Raw genomic sequence first — 19,533 nt, forward strand, 5'->3', positions numbered from 1 at the left:
GGTATATAACTATATTAATGGTTTGAAGAATAAATCTAGAACTTTTTATCAAACTGCCACTATTCGTGTTCTAGCGATCCCCAAGGCGCCGCCGTTCCACCAACGGCACCAGATAGACCGGGACCCGAGCCAACTGCAATACCCGCGCTGCGGTCCTGCCCAAAGGTGTTTCCGCGCCAGCACCATGGCTATGACTACCTACGATCAACAAATCCACGGAGAGTTTCTGCGCCTGGTCGAGAATTACCTGCGACGGATCGCCCTGAAGCACCCGCACCGCTTGAATCCGGTCCAGGTCGTGCGCGCCCTCGTCTCCCAGTTCCTCACGAAAGCTGTCGAGCACCCGCTGCTCGATATTGGCAATCACCGTGTTCAGGCCCTGACTGTGAAACTCGTTCAACGCCTGCTCATCGAGGTAACTCTGAAGCACCGATTCGGCAAACAGCCCCATGGGCTCAACCGCGTGCACCACATACAAGTCGGCATTGAATGTTCGAGCCAGCTCCAGGGCATGCTGCATCACTAACGGTGCGTACAGGCCGAGGTCAGTGGCATATAGCATCGAACGAATCATATGACCTCCTCGAGTGCCAACATGGCGGAGATTGATTCAGCTTAGCAGTGCCTTGGCGAGTACGACGCTTCGCGTAACGCGTTGAACCGCGGGCTTAAACCTTTTGCTCGTTGCTTATGCCATGGGGCACGTGGCCGGTAGCGACCACCTCCCGGGCCAACTCGCAATGGCCGGCCTGGTCATCGAAAAACACGTCGGCGGCAAAGGCTTCGAGAAACGCCGACTTGGTCAGGCCACCGAGGAACAGCGACTCGTCCAGACGAATGTCCCATTCGCGCAAGGTGCGGATCACCCGCTCATGGGCCGGCGCCGAACGCGCGGTCACCAGCGCTGTGCGGATCGGACAGGCGTCATCGGGGAACTCGCGCTGCAACAGATTGAGCGCCGCGAGGAAGCCTTTGAACGGCCCACCGCGCAGTGGCTCGCGGGCGCTTTCGCGTTCGCTGGCCTGAAACGCTTCCAGACCGCCGGACTGATAGACGCGCTCCGATTCGTCGGAAAACAGCACCGCGTCACCGTCGAAGGCAATGCGCAACTCATCACTGGCCGCACGGCTGGCGCCACCGGACAGAATCGTCGCAGCGGCGAACCCGGCATCCAGTGCACTGCGTACGTCTTCGGCATGGGTCGAGAGAAACAGGTCGCAACCAAAGGCCTTGAGGTACGGATAAGGGCTGCGCCCGCCGATAAACGCCGCACGGGAGATCGCCAGGCCATAGTGGTGAATCGAGTTGAACACCCGCAGGCCGGTATCGGCGCTGTTGCGCGACACCAGGATCACCTCGACCCGGGCGCGGCCGAGGCTGGTATTGAGGTTCAGGAGTTTTTCCACCAACGGGAATGCATCGCCGGGTTCGAGGATTTCGTCTTCGTGTTCAATCTGATATTGCCGGTAGGCTTCGACGCCACTCGACAGGTAAACCTTGTGGCTTTCGCTCAGGTCGAACAGCGCTCGCGAAGAAATCGCCAGCACCAGTTTGTCGTCAATTGCCTTTGGCATGCCTTCCCCCTCAGGTTGATCGACTCAGGTGTTACGTCGATCGATAAAACTCAAACTGCGATACAAGGCTTCGATTCGCGGCAACTCGCACCCTGCAACCTTGGCCGCCGCCAATGGCCGGGCGTAAATCGCGGCCAGCTCCAGCGGTCGCTTGTGCAGAAAGTCGTGGTACATGCTCGGCCAGTAATCGAGCATGTTCTCGGTCATCATAAACAGATAGTCGGCATAACCGACCGGCACCTCGTGACCGCAGGCTTTTGCGCCCTGAACCACTTCGGCCATCAATGCCTTGATCAATTCCCGACTGTCGGGATCGGCCATCAACGGTGTGGTGCTCGCCCCGAGCAGAACTGACAGACCGTTGTAGGGGATATTCCAGACCAGTTTTTGCCAGCGTGCCTGATGCAGGTTTGGCATGGCCTGGGAGTCGATACCGGCGGCGCGGAACAATCCGGCCCCCTCCTCGACAATCGCCATGCGCGCCTGATCATCGGCGGCCGGGCCACTGTGGTAACCGACATTCACCGCGCCGAGCGCCTGATGGGTAATGACCCCAGGACCGGCGCGATGGACACAGATCAGACAGAGCCCGCCGAGCAGGTGCAACGAATCGGGGAGCAGCTCGCGCAGACTGTCCTCGACGTCCAGGCCGTTTTGCAGCAACAGCACCTTGGCATTCGGCGCTGCGGCTTGAATGATCGCCGGTGCCAGATCTGCATTACTGGTGGTCTTCGCCCCCACCAGCAGCCAGTCGCAGGGCGGCATGTCTTCGGCTGTCGAATAGGCCTGAACCGGATTCAACGTCAGCGCGCCATGCACCGCACTGTCGAGTTGCAAGCCGCGTTCGGCCACTGCGGAAAATTCACTGCGTAGCAAAAAGTGCACATCAAAGCCGGCCCGCGCCAGCATCAGCCCGTAGAAACCGCCGATCGCACCGGTTCCGATAATACCGATTGTCGGTTTGGCAACTGCCCCCATCATGGCAACTCCTCTGCTGTTCTCATCAGCGCCTGACCTACGGCTTCATTGAGCTCGGTGCTGGTCAGGCGCGATTTTAGTGCCCCGAAGAATTCACCGTCGCGCACCACAAACAGCGCCGGCAAATGAAAGACCTGATAACGCTCAACCACGCCGCCATTCTCCTCGGCATCGATCCAGCACAGGCGATCGACGGCCAGATCGAGCCTGGGCAATTGTTCACGGGCAAAACGGCAACCGGCGCAGCCGACACTGGTGAAAATCACCAGCGACACACCGCTCATCGCCAGCAGCCGTTGGTCGGCGTCGAAATCCGTCAGTTCCGATTCGACCACTATACTGGGGGAAACAATGTCAGATGGCCGACACATGGAGTCCGTGCTCATGGGACGTTTTATTCCTCATCCTGACGATGTACCCGTCGAATTAACGTTGCTCAAACCTGAATGTATTTCACGGCAACAGCTGCACACTATCAGCCTCGGGGGCATGGCTTGCAATTATCACCGGGCGTGGCGCCATGGTACCGCGCTGGAAGTTCGCATGCCGACCTTGAACCCCGATTTGCGGTTTCTGGGCTATGTGGCTTGGTGCCTGCGACGCAAGCGCGGCTATCTGGTGGGCATTGCCTTTGTTGACGAGCAGATGCTGTTCAGTGCCCGGATGGGCGAGCAGGTGTGCCAGATCGAACGTTACTGCCGCCTGCATGACGCGCACGACGACCTGCAGGAAACTCAAGCCCTGGCCCTCGAATGGGTGCAGCAGCACGCCGACGAGTTCTCTCACGACACGGTTCGCAAGGCATTTGCGCAGGCTGTGCTGGATTAGGGGTCGTAATCAATTAGTTGTGAATGGCCGCTAAACCGGTGTCTGCCCATTGTCGAGCCACGGTGTAACGCGCTAAGGTTCCGCTCCCCGACGCGCTTAATTTGCTGTGCTCCGCCGCGCGGGTTCGCTGGCGGCCGGCACCCGTGACCTGACGAGTAAACGATGGCTGATTTACCGATCAACGACCTAAACGTCGCCTCCAACGAGACGCTGATCACTCCTGATCAGCTCAAGCGTGACATCCCCCTGAGCGATGCTGCCCTGCGCACCGTCACCAAGGGTCGCGAAGTCATTCGCAACATCCTGGATGGCACCGACCACCGCCTGTTTGTCGTCATCGGGCCGTGCTCGATCCACGACATCAAGGCTGCCCACGAATACGCCGAGCGCCTGAAGACACTCGCAGCAGAAGTGTCCGATACCCTGTATCTGGTCATGCGCGTGTATTTCGAGAAGCCACGCACCACCGTCGGCTGGAAAGGCTTGATCAACGACCCGTATCTGGACGACTCCTTCAAGATTCAGGACGGTCTGCACATCGGTCGCCAGCTGCTGCTGGATCTGGCAGAGATGGGCCTGCCGACCGCGACCGAAGCCCTCGACCCGATCTCTCCGCAGTACCTGCAGGATCTGATCAGCTGGTCGGCCATCGGCGCGCGCACCACCGAATCCCAGACTCACCGTGAAATGGCGTCCGGCCTGTCCTCGGCTGTCGGCTTCAAGAACGGCACCGACGGCGGCCTGACGGTTGCCATCAACGCCCTGCAATCGGTTTCCAGCCCGCACCGCTTCCTGGGCATCAACCAGGAAGGTGGCGTGTCGATCGTGACCACCAAGGGCAACGCCTACGGTCACGTCGTGCTGCGCGGTGGCAACGGCAAGCCGAACTACGATTCGGTCAGCGTCGCGCTCTGCGAGCAAGCGCTGAACAAAGCGAAGATCAAGCCGAACATCATGGTCGACTGCAGCCACGCCAACTCCAACAAGGACCCGGCCCTGCAACCTTTGGTGATGGAAAACGTTGCCAACCAGATCCTCGAAGGCAACCAGTCGATCATCGGCCTGATGGTCGAAAGTCACCTGAACTGGGGCTGCCAGGCGATCCCGAAAGACCTCGCCGACCTGCAATACGGCGTGTCGATCACCGATGCCTGTATCGACTGGTCCGCCACCGAAAACACCTTGCGCAGCATGCATGCCAAGCTCAAGGATGTGCTGCCAAAACGCGATCGCACCTGATCACTTTTCGCCGCACAAAAAAACGCCGGGCTTAACCCGGCGTTTTTTTATGTGTTCGTTTTTTTAAAAGGTCACTGGCTCAGTTTGGCAGCATGCCGCTGGTGACGCTCCATGTAACGCTCCACGTAGGAGCACGATGGAATGACTGTGTAGCCCATTTCCTCAGCGTACTGCAGCGCCTGCTCGGTCAGTGCCGCAGCGATGCCGCGCCCCCGCAGCGCGTTGGGCACAAACGTGCGATAGATATCCAGGGTCTGTTTCCCCAGATCCATATAGGTCAGGTAGGCACGATGACCGTCCACATTGGTCTCGAACTGATGACCAGCCTGGTCATGGTGGATGGACAACGCCTCGCTCATCACTACTCCTCGCGGGTCTTGAATTCTGACCCCTACCTTACCGATGTTTTTCCGGCGAAGGAACATCTACGCCACCCTGTGCCTGAATGGACACCGAGAAGAGCTGCACCAATCTCGCGCAACCGAGCACGTATCAAATAGTAGGCACCATTGGCAAAAATGCTCAAGGTACGCTCGTCATCGTGCTGGTTGGCGGGTGCCGCTCCGGGTTACGCAGGAAAGGCTCGACCGATGATCTTCTGAAGGTCGATAGCCCGAACATTGCCGGATGTTGAGACTTAAGACGAGCGCCCTTTGTTAAAGTCACCTCAACATGGAGAAAGATATGAGAGGCGCTACGCAAAATCCGAACAAAAGTATGGACGAATCCATGTAGGCAGACTTTAGCCAAGACTGAGAAAAGAGCTGCGACATCGCGGAACTTTTCTTCGGCAGCTCGCTCAGCTCGGGCCTCGCAGCTGGATATTTTTTAAACAATGCAGTTAAAAGTTGCTCGAAAAAGAATCAACGCCTACAATTTTTTTTGCTTCTTGCTTTACGTCAGTTTACTTACGACAAGTAATGGGTAGTATGTACGCCGGCTATTTCCTCACTCTGAGGAGACAGCTACTTAATAGAAAGTCCTTGAAGGGGAACACGATGAACAACGTTCTGAAATTCTCTGCTCTGGCTCTGGCCGCAGTTCTGGCTACCGGTTGCAGCAGCGTATCGAAAGAAACCGAAGCACGTCTGACTGCTACTGAAGACGCAGCAGCTCGCTCCCAGGCTCGTGCAGACGAAGCTTACCGTAAAGCTGATGAAGCTCTGGCTGCTGCTCAAAAAGCACAACAGACTGCTGACGAAGCTAACGAGCGTGCTCTGCGCATGCTGGAAAAAGCTAGCCGCAAGTAATAGTCCTTCGGGATTGTTATCAAGCCGACCCATTTTTGGGTCGGCTTTTTTATTGCCCGGCGTTTTGTACAGGCAATAAAAAACCCGCCGACGCAGTCAGCGTCGGCGGGCTCCGTTCAAGCATTACTGCAGCGGGTCGATCGGTGCACTCGTCACCATCGGCGCCGAAGTATTCGGCACTCCGATTTCCACCGGCAGGCCATCTTCAGCGGCAACCACGTCGCGGACCACATCCCAGTTCATGCGCAGGTTATTGGTGATGTCCTCACGCTTGAGCATCGCGTTGATCACCGCCGTGTGCTTGTCGACCACCGACGGGTTGCCCTTGTCGTCCAGCGGCGTGTGCGCTTCCAGATAGACCTTGCCGCCACTGATGCCGAATTTGTACGGATCGCTGAGGATGCGCACCGACGTCCCGACCGGAACCATGCTCGCCATTTCCAGCACGTTGTTGTTGAACATGCGGAAGCAACCGTGGCTGGTGCGCATGCCGATGCCGAACTTCTTGTTCGAACCGTGGATCAGGTAGCCCGGTGTACCCAGCGTGAACTTGAACGGCCCCAACGGGTTATCCGGGCCAGCCGGCACCACGTTCGGCAGCGGATCGCCATCAGCGAGGTGCTCGGCCTTGATCGAGGCTGGAGGGGTCCAGGTCGGGTTCGGCGTCTTGGCGATGATGCTGGTGTGGGCAATCGGCGAGCCCCAGCCTTCACGACCGATACCCAGCGGGAAGGTGTAGACCACGTTCCGGCCTTTCGGGTAGTAGTAGAGGCGGTATTCAGCCAGGTTGATCACGATGCCTTCACGCGGGCCCGGCGGCAGGATGAAGCGCGTCGGCAGTACGATCTCGGTGCCGGCGCCCGGCAACCATGGATCGACGCCAGGGTTGGCCGCGACCATTTCCGAATAGCCCAGATCGTAGGTGGTGCCAAGGTCGGCGAAGGTGTCTTCGTACTTGGCCTTGATCACTTGCACCTGGCCGACGATATCTTCACCAGGGGGTGGCAGGGGCAACTCCAATGCTGCAACGGGACCGGCCACACAGAGGGCGGCGAGGGTCAGGCAGCGGGTGACGGCAGGAAAGCGCGGCAACATCCGGAAAATCCTTCGCATGATCGACAAGGGTATAAAAACGGGATTGTACACTGGCGTCTGGAATTTCGGGGAGACTCCGATAGATCGCGCCATGCCGGGAAAAAATCGCAGCCTGTGGCAGCTCCTACAGCTCGAAACGCAGCTCCGGCCAGATCGGCGAAGTGCCGCGTTTTTGCGATTCCAGAATGGCCCGGCACAGGGAGCACAAGCGCTGGTCCTGGAACACGCGGCGGTCCACGCTCGACCAGCGCGGCTGCGCCGGCAGCAAGCTGCCGCACAAGGTTCGATCCGCCGAGCCGCCCAGCTCCAGCTGACGGGTCACCAGATGTACCCGCACTTCCTGGCAGGCGAACAGATCCAGCTGTTCGTCAGGCTCGATCAGTTGATAGGCAAAAAGTGACCAGGCGGGACGCGGCATCGGGGGCTCCAAATCGGGGGCGCCACCTTAGCCGAAACACCGCCGCTAGAAAAGCGTCAAAGCAGCGGTTTCAGTGTCGGCCAGACATTTTCCAGCAACTTGTCCTGAGCCCCCGCAGCCGGGTGCAGGCCGTCGGCCTGCATCAAGTCCGGATGACCGCCCACGCCGTCGAGAAAAAACGGTACCAGCGGGATTTTTTTCTCATCGGCCACTTTGGTGTAAACCTCGGCAAAGGCCTTGGTGTAGCGCTCGCCATAGTTGGGCGGCAATTGCATGCCAAGCAGCAGCACCTTGGCGCCACTGGCGCGGGAGCTGTCGATCATCGACGCAAGATTTTGTTGCAATTGCGTTGGCAGCAGTCCGCGCAGCCCGTCATTGCCTCCCAACTCGAGGATCACCAGTTCAGGTTTATGCTCTGCAAGCAGCGCAGGCAGGCGCGCCTGACCTCCGGCACTGGTGTCGCCGCTGATGGAGGCGTTGACCACCTTATCGTCGAAACCTTCGCGCTTGAGCCGTTGCTCAAGCAATGACACCCACCCCAAGCGGGTATCCAGTCCGAAACCGGCGCTGATACTATCGCCAACGATCAGGACTGTACCCGCCGCTGCGTTCTGGGCCATGCACATCAAGGCCAGGCCAGCACTCAAAAACCACACACGCATCGGATTCTCCATGGGCGCAAGCATTCTCACCGCGAAGAACCTCAGCAAAGTGGTTCCCAGCGCGGAAGGTGAACTGACTATCCTGCACGAACTTAGCCTGGAACTGAACAAGGGCGACAGCCTGGCCATCGTCGGCGCCTCCGGTTCCGGCAAATCCACCCTCCTCGGCCTGCTCGCCGGCCTCGACTTGCCGAGCAGCGGCGAAGTCACCCTCGCCGGTCAGGGCCTGAGCACGCTCGACGAAGATCAACGGGCGCGCATCCGGGCCGAGCATGTGGGTTTTGTTTTCCAATCCTTTCAACTGCTCGACAGCCTCAACGCCCTGGAAAACGTCATGCTGCCGCTGGAACTCGATGGCCGCAAAGACGCCCGCGAACGCGCCACCGAACTGCTGCAACGGGTCGGCCTGGGCCAACGCCTGACCCACTCGCCCCGCCAGCTCTCCGGCGGCGAGCAGCAGCGCGTGGCGATTGCCCGTGCGTTTGCCGCAGAACCCGACGTGCTGTTCGCCGACGAACCCACCGGCAACCTCGACAGCCACACCGGCGAGCGCATCAGCGACTTGCTGTTCGAACTCAACCAGGAAAGCGGCACGACCCTGGTGCTGGTAACCCACGACGAACGCCTGGCACATCGCTGCCGGCGCCTGATCCGCCTTGAAGCCGGCCTGCTGGTCGCCCCTCTGGAGCCTTGATGGCACGCCTGCCGCTGTTGCGCCTGTTCAGCCTTGCCATCCGCCAATTGCTGCGCGACGCCCGCGCCGGTGAGTTGCGGGTATTGTTCTTCGCCTTGCTGGTGGCCGTGGCGTCGAGTACCGCCATCGGTTACTTCGGTGCCCGCCTGAACGGCGCCATGATGCTGCGCGCCACCGAGTTTCTCGGCGCAGACCTGCTGCTCGAAGGCAGTTCACCGGCGCGCCCCGAACAGATCAAAAGCGGCACGGAGCTGGGCCTTGAACACGCTCAGGTGGTGGAGTTTTCCAGCGTCATTGCCACGGACAACGGCATCCAACTGTCCAGTATCAAAGCCGCGGATGACGTCTACCCACTGCGCGGCGAGCTGAAAAGCGCTCCCGCCCCGTTCGCCCCGGAAGAACCCGGTGGCGGGCCGAAACCCGGTGAGGCCTGGGTCGAAGCGCGACTGCTGACCGCGCTGGATTTGAAGATCGGCGACAACATCGATGTCGGCATGCGGACCCTGAAACTGGCCCGGGTCCTGACCTACGAACCCGACCGGGCCGGCAATTTCTACAGCCTGACGCCGCGAGTGCTGATCAACCTCAACGACCTCGCGGCCACCGGCGTGGTGCAACCCGGCAGCCGGGTCAGCTACCGCGAACTCTGGCGCGGCAATGCCGAGGCGCTGGAAACCTATCGTCAACTGATCAAACCCGGCCTGGCCGCCAACCAGCGAATACAGGATGCCCGCGACGGCAACCGGCAGATCGGCGGCGCACTGGGCAAGGCCGAACGTTACTTGAACATGGCCAGTCTGGTGGCGGTTCTATTGGCCGGTGTGGCGGTGGCGCTGTCGGCGACGCGCTTCGCCACCCGCCGGTTCGATGCCAGCGCGTTGCTGCGCTGCCTGGGGTTGTCACGTCGGGAAACCATGGTGCTGTTCAGTTTGCAACTGACGGTGCTTGGGCTGCTCGCCAGTATCAGCGGCGCCTTCATCGGCTGGGTGGCGCAGCTCGGTCTGTTCGCACTGTTGCATGATTTGTTGCCGACCGATGTTCCACCGGGCGGACTGTTTCCGGCCCTCGCCGGGATCGGCACCGGGCTGGTGGCGCTGGCCGGTTTTGCCTTGCCACCACTGGCTGCCCTCGGTCGCGTTCCGCCATTGCGGGTATTGCGCCGGGACATGCTGCCGATTCCTTCCAGCACCTGGATGGTCTACGGCGCAGCCTTGGGCGCCCTCGGCCTGATCATGTGGCGCCTGAGCCTGGACCTGGTACTGACCTTCGCCTTGCTCGGCGGTGGCGTGATTGCCGCGCTGGTGCTCGGTGGCCTGCTGTTGCTGCTGCTGAAAAGCCTGCGCCGGATGCTGGCGCGTGCCTCCTTGCCGTGGCGCCTCGGGCTGGGTCAACTGCTGCGCCATCCATTGGCCGCCGCCGGGCAATCCCTCGCCTTCGGTTTGATTCTGTTGTCCATGGCGCTGATCGCGTTGTTGCGCGGTGAGTTGCTGGACACCTGGCAGAACCAGCTCCCCAAAAACGCGCCGAACTATTTCGCGCTGAATATTCTGCCGGCGGACAAACAGGCGTTCACCGATCGCCTGATCGAACTGTCGGCGCAATCAGCGCCGCTCTACCCGGTGGTGCCGGGGCGACTGATCAGCATCAACGGCGAACCGGTGCAGGAAATCGTCAGCAAGGATTCGGCCGGTGATCGGGCAATCCAGCGCGACCTCAGCCTGACTTGGGCGGCGGACCTGCCGGCGGGTAACAAGCTCACCTCAGGCAACTGGTGGCCAGAACAGCCACCGGATGAAATTCCTGGTGTCTCGGTAGAAGGCAAAGTGGCCGAGAGCCTGAAACTCAAGCTGGGCGACCACATGGTCTTTACCGTCGGCGGGATGAATCGCGAAGCGAAAGTCACCAGCCTGCGAGACATCAACTGGGACAACTTCCAGCCGAACTTCTTCATGATCTTCCAGCCCGGCACCCTGAAGGATTTACCGGCGACCTACTTGACCAGCTTCTATCTGGCGGCGGGTCACGACCAACAGATTGTCGACCTGTCCCGGTCATTCCCGGCGGTGACCATTCTGCAGGTCGAAGCCTTGCTGGAGCAGCTGCGCAGCATCCTCGCTCAGGTCACCCTGGCGGTGGAATACGTGCTGTTGTTCGTGTTGGCGGCGGGGATGGCGGTGCTGTTCTCCGGCCTGCAAGCAACGCTGGATGAACGCATTCGCCAAGGCGCCTTGTTGCGCGCGCTGGGGGCCGAACGGCAGTTGCTGGTCAAGGCCAGGCGGATCGAGTTCGGCCTGCTTGGCGCGGTCAGCGGGTTGCTGGCGGCGCTGGGCTCGGAACTGGTGAGCCTGGTGCTTTACCGGTACGCGTTCGACCTGCCCTGGCACCCGCATCCGTGGCTGTTGGTGTTGCCGCTGATCGGCGCCGTGCTGATCGGCGGGGCCGGCGTGTTCGGTACTCGCCGCGCGCTGAACGCCAGCCCCCTGACAGTCTTGCGCGAGGGTTGATAGACTCGAACCTTCCCAACCACAAGAAGTTGTCATGAGCCGTTATCGCCCTCCCCGCACCGCCGGCACCGCGCTGATCACCCCCGAAGGTGAAGCGCGGATGCGGGCCGAGTTCCATGAGCTCTGGCATGTGCGCCGTCCGCAGGTGACACAGTCGGTCAGCGAGGCCGCGGCACAAGGCGATCGCTCGGAAAACGCCGAGTACACCTATGGCAAGAAGATGCTGCGCGAGATCGACAGCCGCGTGCGCTTTCTGACCAAACGACTGGAAGCGCTCAAAGTCGTCAGCGAAAAGCCCAGCGATCCGAACAAAGTCTACTTTGGTGCCTGGGTGACGATTGAAGACGAAGACGGCAAGGCGTCGCGCTACCGCATCGTCGGTCCGGATGAACTGGACTTGAAACTGGGCCTGATCAGCATCGACTCACCGCTGGCGCGGGCCTTGATCGGCAAGGCGCTGGACGCCGAAGTCCGGGTCCAGACTCCGACCGGTGAGCAGTGCGTGTACATCGTGACGATCGACTATCTCTGAGCCTCAGCGGCGGGTAATCAGCCCCTGCCGGGCAACGCGGGTCAGCTGCTTGATCATTTCGGGGGCGTCTTCGATACCGGGCGATTGAATCACCGCCAGATCAAAACTGTCGCTGGCAAATCGGGCCAGGGATTCACCATCTTCGACAAACTGGATCAGGAAGGCGGCGGGCCCACCGGTGCGACGTGGCCAGCCATCGAGGTAACGCAGGAGCGTTGGCTGATGTTTGCCGCCAAGCAGGATTTTTGGATTGCGCTGGGTGAGATGTGCCGTGATCGGCGCGGGGCGTATAACGGGGCTTAGTGCATTCATCGTGTCGTGTCTCTGCCTCAAAAGTCTGCATGGCAGGTGAGAGGCAACACCGAACCAGCGCTTTAGCGGTATTTCGAAGCCTGTTTCAGGCTTCTATCGGCAACTGGGTGAGTCGCCTGGCGCCCCGCAAGTAGCTGTTTAAATCGGCGCATGGGCAACATCCTAGAGAAGCTGACCGGACAGTGTCAAGAATGACGCACAACAAAAAAGGCTCGCGCAATGCGAGCCTTTTCGTTGAGCCAGAGCGGTCAGCCAGCGATGGCACGGTCTGCCGACAGCTTGCCGGCGCCTTCGATCAACACCGCGATGCTGCCACCGAGCAGGGCCAGGGCGAATTCATAACCGTTGTTGGCCATGAACAGGCCGTTGCTGATATGCACGCTGAAAATAGCGACCAGCGAGAGGAACGTCAGCCCAAGCGCCGCCGGCCGAGCCAGCAGACCGATGATCAGGGCCAGACCGCCGAAGAATTCGGTACCGCCCGCCAGCGTCGCCATCAGGTAGCCAGGAGCCAGACCGATGCTCTCCATGTACTGCGCGGTGCCGGCCAGACCGTAACCACCGAACGCTCCGAAAAGTTTCTGCGCACCGTGGGCAGCGAAGATGATGCCGACGAAGATCCGCAAAACAGTCAAGCCGTAGCCAGCGCGGGTAAACAGTACCTTGTTGATCAGTGTGCTCATGCTGTGTCATCCATTGTGAGTGTGTGTTGGTTGGCCGCTATATTAATCAGTAAATCTCATGTTAAAAGCGCAAATATTGCAACTTAACAATCAGTTTATTCGATCATTTCCGTGTGGCAACTTTCTGTCCTTGAGGCTCCAACGACTCCCGCTCCCGATCGAACGCCAGGTAATACTTGTTCACGCTATTAACATAGCTGACGGCACCCATTCCCACCTGCTCCATGGCGATACGCTCGACCTGGAAGAACCACTGATTGGGATTCAAGCCGCGCCGACGCGCCTCGGCACGCATGCCCTGCACCCGTTCCGGCCCCATGTTGTAGGCCGCCAGTACGAACGCCATGCGCTCGCGCTCATTGAGTTTGGGGCTGGCGAAGAACTTGCGACGGATCATCGCCAGGTACTTGGCCCCGGCCTGCACATTGGCGTCGAGATTCTGAATATTGTTGACCCCCACCCGCTGCGCCGCGGACGGAGTGATCTGCATCAGGCCGGTCGGGCCGCTGCCGCTGCGGGCGTTGGGTTGCAGGGCGGATTCCTTGAACGCCAGTGCCGCCAGATTCAGCCAGTCCATGCCTTGGGCATCGGCGTGTTTTTGCAGCACCGGTCGAAGTTTTTCCAGGCGCTGTCGATCAGCCTTGGCCAATGGATAGTGGACTTGATACAGGCGTCGATAGATCCGCAGGAACGCGGCATCCTGATCCGACGGTTTTTTGTAACCGACCAGGAATCGATCGATACTCGCCCGCAGCATCGAAGCGTCGCGGCGCACAAACCAGAACTCCTCGCCCGGTTCACTGATGAGCACCTGCCGATCGAAACGCAACTTGGGCAGGATCTTGCCCCAGCGCTCGGCGATCGGTTGCTCGACGATGGTCAGGTGAAAGATTCCGCCCTGAACCATCTCCAGCACATCCTCAACCGCAAGGCTGGGATCGACCCACTCGATCTTCACCGGTGCCAGTTTGTGCAGGGCGAGTTTTTGATTGAGCTGACTGATCGCGTCCCCGGCGGCACTGCCGGTGGGCAGCGCAAGGGTTTTTCCAGAGAGTTGTTCGAGGCGCGTGTAGCGCTTCTCGCCTTTGATCCCGACCAGCAACAACGGCACGTTGCTGGAAATCGGTTCGCTGGTACTGACGGCGTAGCCCGGTTGCAGATCGAGCAATTCCCCCGGCGCAACCAGATCACCCTCCCCGCGCTGCAACGCGCCGAGCAGTTGATCCTTGGCCTTGGGAATGATCTTGAGGGTGATGTCCTGACCGTCACGGGCGTGACCGTTGAGGTATTGCTCGAAGGCACGCAAGCGATGGTATTCGACGCCGATGGCCTGGCCCTGGACTTCGCCCGAGCTGTTGCGGCTCTGATTGACCAACACCCTCAGCACGCGGCTGCTGCGGATTTCCGCCAGATCGCGCACCTTGGCTGCCGGCACGGCTTGCAGTGGCCCGGCCAGACGCGCAACCGCCGGCATCGGCAGCAGCAACGAACAACACAGCAGTAACAAAATCGAGGGACGTGTCATCCACTCTCCGGAAAGAATACTGGGCCGATCTCAGGCATTTTCATGAAATCGAACGACAGAAACAGAGCGCCTTGAGCGCTGGCAAAGTGCGAAAGACTGGCACAGTGATGGCTCATTAGCCAACCCGACCTGTCTCGCGGCATCAAGAGACAGCTTTAACTCGTTGTAGTTCTTGGCTTTTCTTATAAATCTACAGCTCTGATATGCTTTCCGGCCTTTGGTCCGAGGTAGCACCATGCAACTCATCGATATCGGCGTCAACCTGACCAACCCCAGTTTTGCCGACAAACACCAGGCTGTACTCGACCGCGCCTATGCCGCCGGCGTCTGCCAATTGGTGCTCACCGGCACCAGTGTCGACGGCAGCGAACAGGCGCTGGAGCTGTGCCACCAACTGGATGAAACCGCGCAACGGCTGTTCGCCACCGCCGGCATCCACCCCCACTCGGCCAGCGATTGGAATGCCGACAGCGCCCAGCGCCTGCGCAGTTTGCTCAAAGAGCCAAACGTGGTGGCGGTGGGTGAATGCGGGCTGGATTTCAATCGCGATTTCTCGCCGCGGCCACAGCAGGAAAAGGTCCTCGAAGAACACTTGGCGATGGCGGTCGACCTGCAATTGCCGGTGTTCCTCCACGAGCGCGACGCCAGTCAGCGCTTGCTGGAAATCCTCCGCGACTACCGCGATCAGCTGCCGGCGGCTGTCGTGCATTGCTTCACCGGGGAAAAGAAAGCGCTGTTCAGCTACCTCGACCTGGATTTGCACATCGGCATCACCGGCTGGATTTGTGACGAGCGCCGGGGCACGCATCTGCACCCGTTGGTGAAAGAGATTAAACGCGGACGGTTGATGCTGGAGAGTGATGCGCCGTATTTGCTGCCGCGCAGTTTGCGCCCCAAACCGAAAAATGGCCGCAACGAACCCGCGTACCTGACTGAAGTGTTGCGGGAAGTGGCGTTGCATCGGGGGGAAAGCGAGGAAGACCTGGCGGCTCACAGCACCGCGTGTGCGCGGGCCTTTTACGGGCTGCCAGTGGTCGACTGAGGCATCGTTAGCGTTAATAGGTGTTTGAAAAACTCAATGTAGGAGCGAGCTTGCTCGCGATGGTCGCCAACGGTAACGCGTGTTTGCTGGAAAAACGCGGTGCTTTGGTGTCCATCGCGAGCAAGCTCGCTCCTACCTGGTCTTAGTGACTGCTGCGCATCATTTCTTTAGGCACGTACTTGCCGATCTCGAACTTGCCGATCGCCGCGCGATGCACTTCGTCCGGGCCATCGGCCAGGCGCAGGGTGCGTTGCATCGCATACATGTAGGCCAGCGGAAAATCGTTGGAAACCCCTGCCCCGCCATGGATCTGGATCGCCCGGTCGATGACCCGCAAGGCCACGTTCGGCGCGACAACCTTGATCTGCGCGATCTCGCTCTTGGCCACTTTGTTGCCGACGGTGTCCATCATGTACGCCGCTTTCAATGTCAGCAGGCGCGCCATGTCGATTTCCATCCGCGAGTCGGCGATCTTGTCGATGTTGCCGCCCAGACGTGCCAACGGCTTGCCGAACGCGGTACGGCTGACCGAGCGTTTGCACATCAGTTCCAGCGCACGCTCAGCCATGCCGATCGAACGCATGCAGTGGTGAATGCGTCCAGGGCCAAGGCGACCCTGAGCGATTTCGAAGCCGCGTCCTTCACCCAACAGGACGTTTTCGTACGGCACCCGGACGTTTTCGAACAGCACTTCGGCGTGGCCGTGTGGGGCGTCGTCGTAACCGAACACCGGCAGCGGACGGACGATCTTCACACCCGGAGCATCCACCGGCACCAGAATCATCGAGTGCTGCGCATGGCGCGGCGCATCGGGATTGCTCAGGCCCATGAAGATCAAAATCTTGCAACGTGGATCGCAGGCACCCGAGGTCCACCATTTCTTGCCGTTGATCACCCATTCGTCACCATCACGCACGGCGCGGGCGGCCATGTTGGTGGCGTCGGAGGAAGCCACGTCAGGCTCGGTCATGGCGAACGCCGAGCGGATTTCGCCGCACAGCAACGGTTCGAGCCAGCGTTGCTTCTGTTCTTCGTTGGCATAACGCACCAGCACTTCCATGTTGCCGGTGTCTGGCGCCGAGCAGTTGAACGGCTCGGGGCCCAGCAGAGAACGGCCCATGATTTCTGCCAGCGGCGCATATTCGAGGTTGGTCAGGCCGGCACCGAGTTCGGACTCAGGCAGAAACAAATTCCACAGGCCTTCAGCCTTGGCCTTGAGTTTGAGCTCCTCCATGATTGCAGTCGGCTGCCAGCGATCACCTTCGGCCACCTGGCGCTCGAACACGGCTTCGGCGGGATAAACGTAGGTGTCCATGAACGCGGTCACGCGCTCACGCAGTTCTTGCACCTTGGGCGAATAAGCGAAATCCATGGGCAGCTCTACCTTTTTAGCAGGGGTTGAGAGGAGTTGTTCAGGTCATGCAATCGATGCTAGAACAGCTACGAAAATTTACCTAGCCTATTCTCGGCGTGTATTAACATTCATCACCGATATATGATCGGGTGATTGAGACCCAACAATAAGAGTGCAGCGCAATGAATCTGAGCAAGGTCGACCTCAACCTTTTCATCGTCTTCGACGCGATCTACACCGAAGCCAACCTGACCCGTGCCGGGCAGATTGTCGGCATTACTCAACCGGCGGTCTCGAACGCTCTGGCCCGCCTGCGCGAGACCTTCAACGACCCGTTGTTCGTGCGCACCGCCCAGGGCATGGTGCCGACACCCATGGCCCAGAACATCATCGGTCCGGTGCGTAACGCCCTCTCCCTGCTACGGGTGTCTGTGCAGGAAAGCCGTATCTTCAACCCGTTGCAGGCAGTCAAGACTTACCGCATCAGCATGACGGACCTCACCGAAGCGGTGATCCTGCCACCGCTGTTCCAGCGCCTGCGACGCCTGGCGCCGACGGTGATCATCGAAAGCTTCCTGTCCAAGCGCCGCGAGACCACCAAGGAACTGGCAGCCGGTCGCCTCGACTTCGCCGTCGATGCGCCGCTCAACACCGACCCGCAAGTGCGTCACGTCAAGTTGATGGAAGACCGTTACGTGTGTGCCATGCGCAAGGGCCATCCGTTGGCAGGCAAGGAAAAATTCACCCTCGATGACTATCTGTCCCTGACCCACATTCATATTTCCAGCCGTCGCAGCGGGCTGGGCCATGTCGACCTGGCCCTGGGCAAGATGGGCATCCAGCGCAAGATCGCCCTGCGCTCCCAGCATTACCTGATGGCATCCCAGGTGCTACAACAGACCGACATGGTCATGACCGTGCCGGAACGCTTCGCCCGCCGCCATGATTTGTACTCGGTAAATTTGCCGGTCAACGATGTGCCGCCGGTGGAAACCCACCTCTATTGGCACGAAAGCACCGACCAGGACCCGGCCAACCGCTGGATGCGTGAGCAGATGATCGAGTTGTGCCAGCAAGTGACGGCGCATGAGAAGAAGCTCGATAAAGTGTAGGACCTGGAACCGAGGCGCCTTCATCGCGAGCAGGGATCTCTGCAATACACAGATAGTGTGTTCACTGAAGATCTACTGTGGGAGCGAGCCTGCTCGCGATGAGGCCCACAAGAACACTGAAGATCCCTGCCCCTTGACGTAAACGTCAACCTGCCATTAGCTTAGCGCCATGACCTTATTCGAGCGCTTCCATGAGCAGCCAGACCTATAGCATTTCCGACCTCGCCCGCGAGCTCGACATCACCACGCGGGCCATTCGCTTCTATGAAGAACAAGGCCTGCTCAGTCCCGAGCGGCGCGGTCAGGAGCGCATCTATTCGCCCCGTGACAAGGTCAGCCTGAAGCTGATCCTGCGGGGCAAGCGCATTGGCTTCTCCCTGGCCGAATGCCGCGAGCTGATCGAACTCTACGACCCCACCGGCGGCAATCAGAAACAGCTGCAAACCATGCTGACCAAGATCGCCGAGCGTCGCGAACAACTGGAGCAGCAGATGCTCGACATCGAACAGATGAAACTGGAGCTGGATACCGCGCAGGAACGCTGCACCCAGGCGCTGGAGCAGACGATCAAGAGCCAGGAAGTCATCCAGTAATCAAACGCAATCCACTGTGGGAGCGAGCCTGCTCGCAATAACGCCGGACCAGTCGACATCATTGTTGAATGTGTTACCGCCATCGCGAGCAGGCTCGCTCCTACAGGGTTTTCTGAGCATTTATACAACCAGCACAGGTCGATTCCCATGTCCCTCCCCGCCCACGTACGCCTGGTCGAAGTCGGCCCCCGCGACGGTCTGCAAAATGAAGCCCAACCCATCAGCGTCGCGGACAAGGTGCAATTGGTCGACGCGCTGACCGCCGCAGGCCTGGGCTATATAGAAGTCGGCAGTTTCGTCTCGCCCAAATGGGTCCCGCAAATGGCCGGTTCCGCCGACGTCTTCGCGCAGATCCAGCGCAAGCCGGGCGTGACCTATGGCGCACTCGCCCCCAACCTGCGCGGGTTTGAAGATGCGATTGCCGCCGGGGTCAAGGAAGTCGCAGTGTTCGCGGCGGCGTCCGAAGCGTTTTCCCAGCGCAACATCAATTGCTCGATCAGCGAAAGCCTGGAGCGCTTCCTGCCGATCATGGACGCGGCCAAACAACACGGCGTGAGCGTGCGCGGTTACGTGTCCTGTGTGCTGGGCTGTCCCTATGAAGGTAACGTCGCGCCGGAGCAGGTCGCCCGGGTCGCCCGCGAGCTCTATGCCATGGGCTGTTACGAAGTCTCGCTGGGTGACACTATCGGTACCGGCACCGCTGGCGCGACCCGCAAGATGTTTGAAGTAGTGTCGGCCGACGTACCGCGGGAAAAACTGGCCGGACACTTCCACGACACTTATGGCCAGGCCATGGCCAACATCTACGCCAGCCTGCTCGAAGGTATTGCGGTGTTCGACAGCTCCATCGCCGGCCTCGGCGGTTGCCCTTACGCCAAGGGCGCCAGCGGTAACATCGCCACCGAAGACGTGGTTTACCTGCTCAACGGCCTGGGTATCGACACCGGCATCGACCTGGACGCCTTGATTCTGGCCGGCCAGCAAATTTGCACTGTGCTGGGCCGACCAACCGGTTCGCGCGTGGCCAAGGCTCGCAGCGCACAGTGAGTACGCGGGTGTGTCCGGGTGTTACCGCAATGTTCTGAAACGTGGGCGCAAGCGAGTAACACGGAAACAAATTGTCGGATTTTGGCTGAAC

General features: G+C 60.0%; 22 protein-coding genes. 10 read left to right on the plus strand and 12 right to left on the minus strand.

What is annotated here, in order from left to right; all coding sequences use genetic code 11:
* Positions 1 to 70: 70 nt before the first annotated feature.
* The 4 genes from ACYZUD_RS12670 to ACYZUD_RS12685 all read right to left on the minus strand — a co-directional run bounded on the left by ACYZUD_RS12670 (position 71) and on the right by ACYZUD_RS12685 (position 2,938).
* Positions 71 to 574 carry a universal stress protein gene (locus tag ACYZUD_RS12670; RefSeq protein ID WP_462024305.1) on the minus strand — a complete coding sequence of 168 codons (504 nt, stop codon included), beginning with the start codon at positions 572 to 574 and terminating at the stop codon, positions 71 to 73.
* A gap of 94 nt (positions 575 to 668) precedes the next feature.
* Positions 669 to 1,574, minus strand: coding sequence for a 5'-nucleotidase (locus ACYZUD_RS12675; RefSeq protein ID WP_462024306.1), 906 nt, complete (start codon positions 1,572 to 1,574; stop codon positions 669 to 671).
* A 24-nt stretch (positions 1,575 to 1,598) separates the two neighbouring features.
* Positions 1,599 to 2,555 carry a putative 2-dehydropantoate 2-reductase gene (locus ACYZUD_RS12680; protein ID WP_462024307.1) on the minus strand — a complete coding sequence of 319 codons (957 nt, stop codon included), beginning with the start codon at positions 2,553 to 2,555 and terminating at the stop codon, positions 1,599 to 1,601.
* Positions 2,552 to 2,938, minus strand: a complete 387-nt coding sequence (locus tag ACYZUD_RS12685; protein ID WP_462024308.1) for a thioredoxin family protein — start codon at positions 2,936 to 2,938, stop codon at positions 2,552 to 2,554. Before ACYZUD_RS12685 ends, ACYZUD_RS12680 begins: the two co-directional genes overlap by 4 nt.
* On the opposite strand from ACYZUD_RS12685, the gene ACYZUD_RS12690 reads away from it, so the two are divergent.
* Both ACYZUD_RS12690 and ACYZUD_RS12695 read left to right on the plus strand, forming a co-directional pair.
* Entirely contained in the window at positions 2,937 to 3,380 is a 444-nt protein-coding gene (locus ACYZUD_RS12690) for a PilZ domain-containing protein (RefSeq protein WP_462024309.1), read from the plus strand. The two genes, ACYZUD_RS12685 and ACYZUD_RS12690, sit on opposite strands and share 2 nt — an antisense overlap.
* Positions 3,381 to 3,542: 162 nt before the next feature.
* Complete coding sequence (locus ACYZUD_RS12695; protein ID WP_123432647.1) at positions 3,543 to 4,619, plus strand: 3-deoxy-7-phosphoheptulonate synthase; 1,077 nt, start codon at positions 3,543 to 3,545, stop codon at positions 4,617 to 4,619.
* 71 nt (positions 4,620 to 4,690) lie between these two features.
* Here ACYZUD_RS12695 and ACYZUD_RS12700 read toward each other — a convergent pair whose 3' ends face one another.
* Positions 4,691 to 4,978 carry a GNAT family N-acetyltransferase gene (locus ACYZUD_RS12700; protein ID WP_020800382.1) on the minus strand — a complete coding sequence of 96 codons (288 nt, stop codon included), beginning with the start codon at positions 4,976 to 4,978 and terminating at the stop codon, positions 4,691 to 4,693.
* 639 nt (positions 4,979 to 5,617) lie between these two features.
* Between ACYZUD_RS12700 and oprI the strand changes: the two genes are divergently transcribed.
* Positions 5,618 to 5,869: an outer membrane lipoprotei OprI gene (gene oprI / locus ACYZUD_RS12705; protein ID WP_003172710.1), complete on the plus strand. Its 252-nt coding sequence runs from the start codon at positions 5,618 to 5,620 to the stop codon at positions 5,867 to 5,869.
* A gap of 123 nt (positions 5,870 to 5,992) precedes the next feature.
* Here the strand turns inward: oprI and ACYZUD_RS12710 are convergent, their stop codons facing one another.
* From ACYZUD_RS12710 to ACYZUD_RS12720, 3 genes are all read right to left on the minus strand, one after another.
* Entirely contained in the window at positions 5,993 to 6,964 is a 972-nt protein-coding gene (locus ACYZUD_RS12710; protein WP_462024310.1) for a L,D-transpeptidase family protein, read from the minus strand.
* A 124-nt stretch (positions 6,965 to 7,088) separates the two neighbouring features.
* Complete coding sequence (locus ACYZUD_RS12715; protein WP_003226812.1) at positions 7,089 to 7,382, minus strand: hypothetical protein; 294 nt, start codon at positions 7,380 to 7,382, stop codon at positions 7,089 to 7,091.
* 56 nt (positions 7,383 to 7,438) lie between these two features.
* On the minus strand, positions 7,439 to 8,044 hold the full coding sequence (locus ACYZUD_RS12720) for an arylesterase (RefSeq protein WP_462024311.1): 606 nt from the start codon (positions 8,042 to 8,044) through the stop codon (positions 7,439 to 7,441).
* Between the two features lie 10 nt (positions 8,045 to 8,054).
* On the opposite strand from ACYZUD_RS12720, the gene ACYZUD_RS12725 reads away from it, so the two are divergent.
* The 3 genes from ACYZUD_RS12725 to greB are packed head-to-tail and all read left to right on the plus strand — an operon-like array spanning position 8,055 to position 11,774.
* On the plus strand, positions 8,055 to 8,738 hold the full coding sequence (locus tag ACYZUD_RS12725; RefSeq protein WP_438658197.1) for an ABC transporter ATP-binding protein: 684 nt from the start codon (positions 8,055 to 8,057) through the stop codon (positions 8,736 to 8,738).
* Positions 8,738 to 11,242 (plus strand): ABC transporter permease, encoded by a 2,505-nt coding sequence (locus ACYZUD_RS12730; protein WP_462024312.1) that lies wholly within the window; start codon positions 8,738 to 8,740, stop codon positions 11,240 to 11,242. The genes ACYZUD_RS12725 and ACYZUD_RS12730 overlap by 1 nt, the downstream gene beginning before the upstream one ends.
* Positions 11,243 to 11,276: 34 nt before the next feature.
* A complete protein-coding gene (gene greB, locus ACYZUD_RS12735) occupies positions 11,277 to 11,774 on the plus strand; it encodes a transcription elongation factor GreB (protein WP_462024313.1) in 498 nt (165 codons plus the stop codon).
* 3 nt (positions 11,775 to 11,777) lie between these two features.
* Here the strand turns inward: greB and ACYZUD_RS12740 are convergent, their stop codons facing one another.
* The 3 genes from ACYZUD_RS12740 to ACYZUD_RS12750 form a co-directional block, all read right to left on the minus strand.
* Entirely contained in the window at positions 11,778 to 12,086 is a 309-nt protein-coding gene (locus tag ACYZUD_RS12740; RefSeq protein ID WP_462024314.1) for a class I SAM-dependent methyltransferase, read from the minus strand.
* A 248-nt stretch (positions 12,087 to 12,334) separates the two neighbouring features.
* A complete protein-coding gene (locus ACYZUD_RS12745; protein WP_095196537.1) occupies positions 12,335 to 12,769 on the minus strand; it encodes a DoxX family protein in 435 nt (144 codons plus the stop codon).
* A 103-nt stretch (positions 12,770 to 12,872) separates the two neighbouring features.
* Positions 12,873 to 14,294 carry an MltF family protein gene (locus ACYZUD_RS12750; protein ID WP_462024315.1) on the minus strand — a complete coding sequence of 474 codons (1,422 nt, stop codon included), beginning with the start codon at positions 14,292 to 14,294 and terminating at the stop codon, positions 12,873 to 12,875.
* 235 nt (positions 14,295 to 14,529) lie between these two features.
* Between ACYZUD_RS12750 and ACYZUD_RS12755 the strand changes: the two genes are divergently transcribed.
* Positions 14,530 to 15,336 carry a TatD family hydrolase gene (locus ACYZUD_RS12755; protein WP_462024316.1) on the plus strand — a complete coding sequence of 269 codons (807 nt, stop codon included), beginning with the start codon at positions 14,530 to 14,532 and terminating at the stop codon, positions 15,334 to 15,336.
* 142 nt (positions 15,337 to 15,478) lie between these two features.
* Here the strand turns inward: ACYZUD_RS12755 and ACYZUD_RS12760 are convergent, their stop codons facing one another.
* The gene (locus ACYZUD_RS12760; protein WP_462024317.1) at positions 15,479 to 16,708 is read right to left on the minus strand and encodes an acyl-CoA dehydrogenase; all 1,230 of its coding nucleotides are present in this window, start codon (positions 16,706 to 16,708) and stop codon (positions 15,479 to 15,481) included.
* Positions 16,709 to 16,872: 164 nt separating this feature from the next.
* Here ACYZUD_RS12760 and ACYZUD_RS12765 point away from each other — a divergent pair, with 164 nt between their 5' ends.
* From ACYZUD_RS12765 to ACYZUD_RS12775, 3 genes are all read left to right on the plus strand, one after another.
* Positions 16,873 to 17,802: a LysR family transcriptional regulator gene (locus tag ACYZUD_RS12765; RefSeq protein ID WP_008148497.1), complete on the plus strand. Its 930-nt coding sequence runs from the start codon at positions 16,873 to 16,875 to the stop codon at positions 17,800 to 17,802.
* Between the two features lie 191 nt (positions 17,803 to 17,993).
* Positions 17,994 to 18,395 (plus strand): MerR family transcriptional regulator, encoded by a 402-nt coding sequence (locus ACYZUD_RS12770; RefSeq protein ID WP_462024318.1) that lies wholly within the window; start codon positions 17,994 to 17,996, stop codon positions 18,393 to 18,395.
* Positions 18,396 to 18,542: 147 nt separating this feature from the next.
* Positions 18,543 to 19,442, plus strand: a complete 900-nt coding sequence (locus ACYZUD_RS12775) for a hydroxymethylglutaryl-CoA lyase (protein ID WP_462024319.1) — start codon at positions 18,543 to 18,545, stop codon at positions 19,440 to 19,442.
* The last annotated feature ends 91 nt before the right edge of the window (positions 19,443 to 19,533 follow it).

The organism is Pseudomonas sp. XS1P51 (assembly GCF_054897845.1).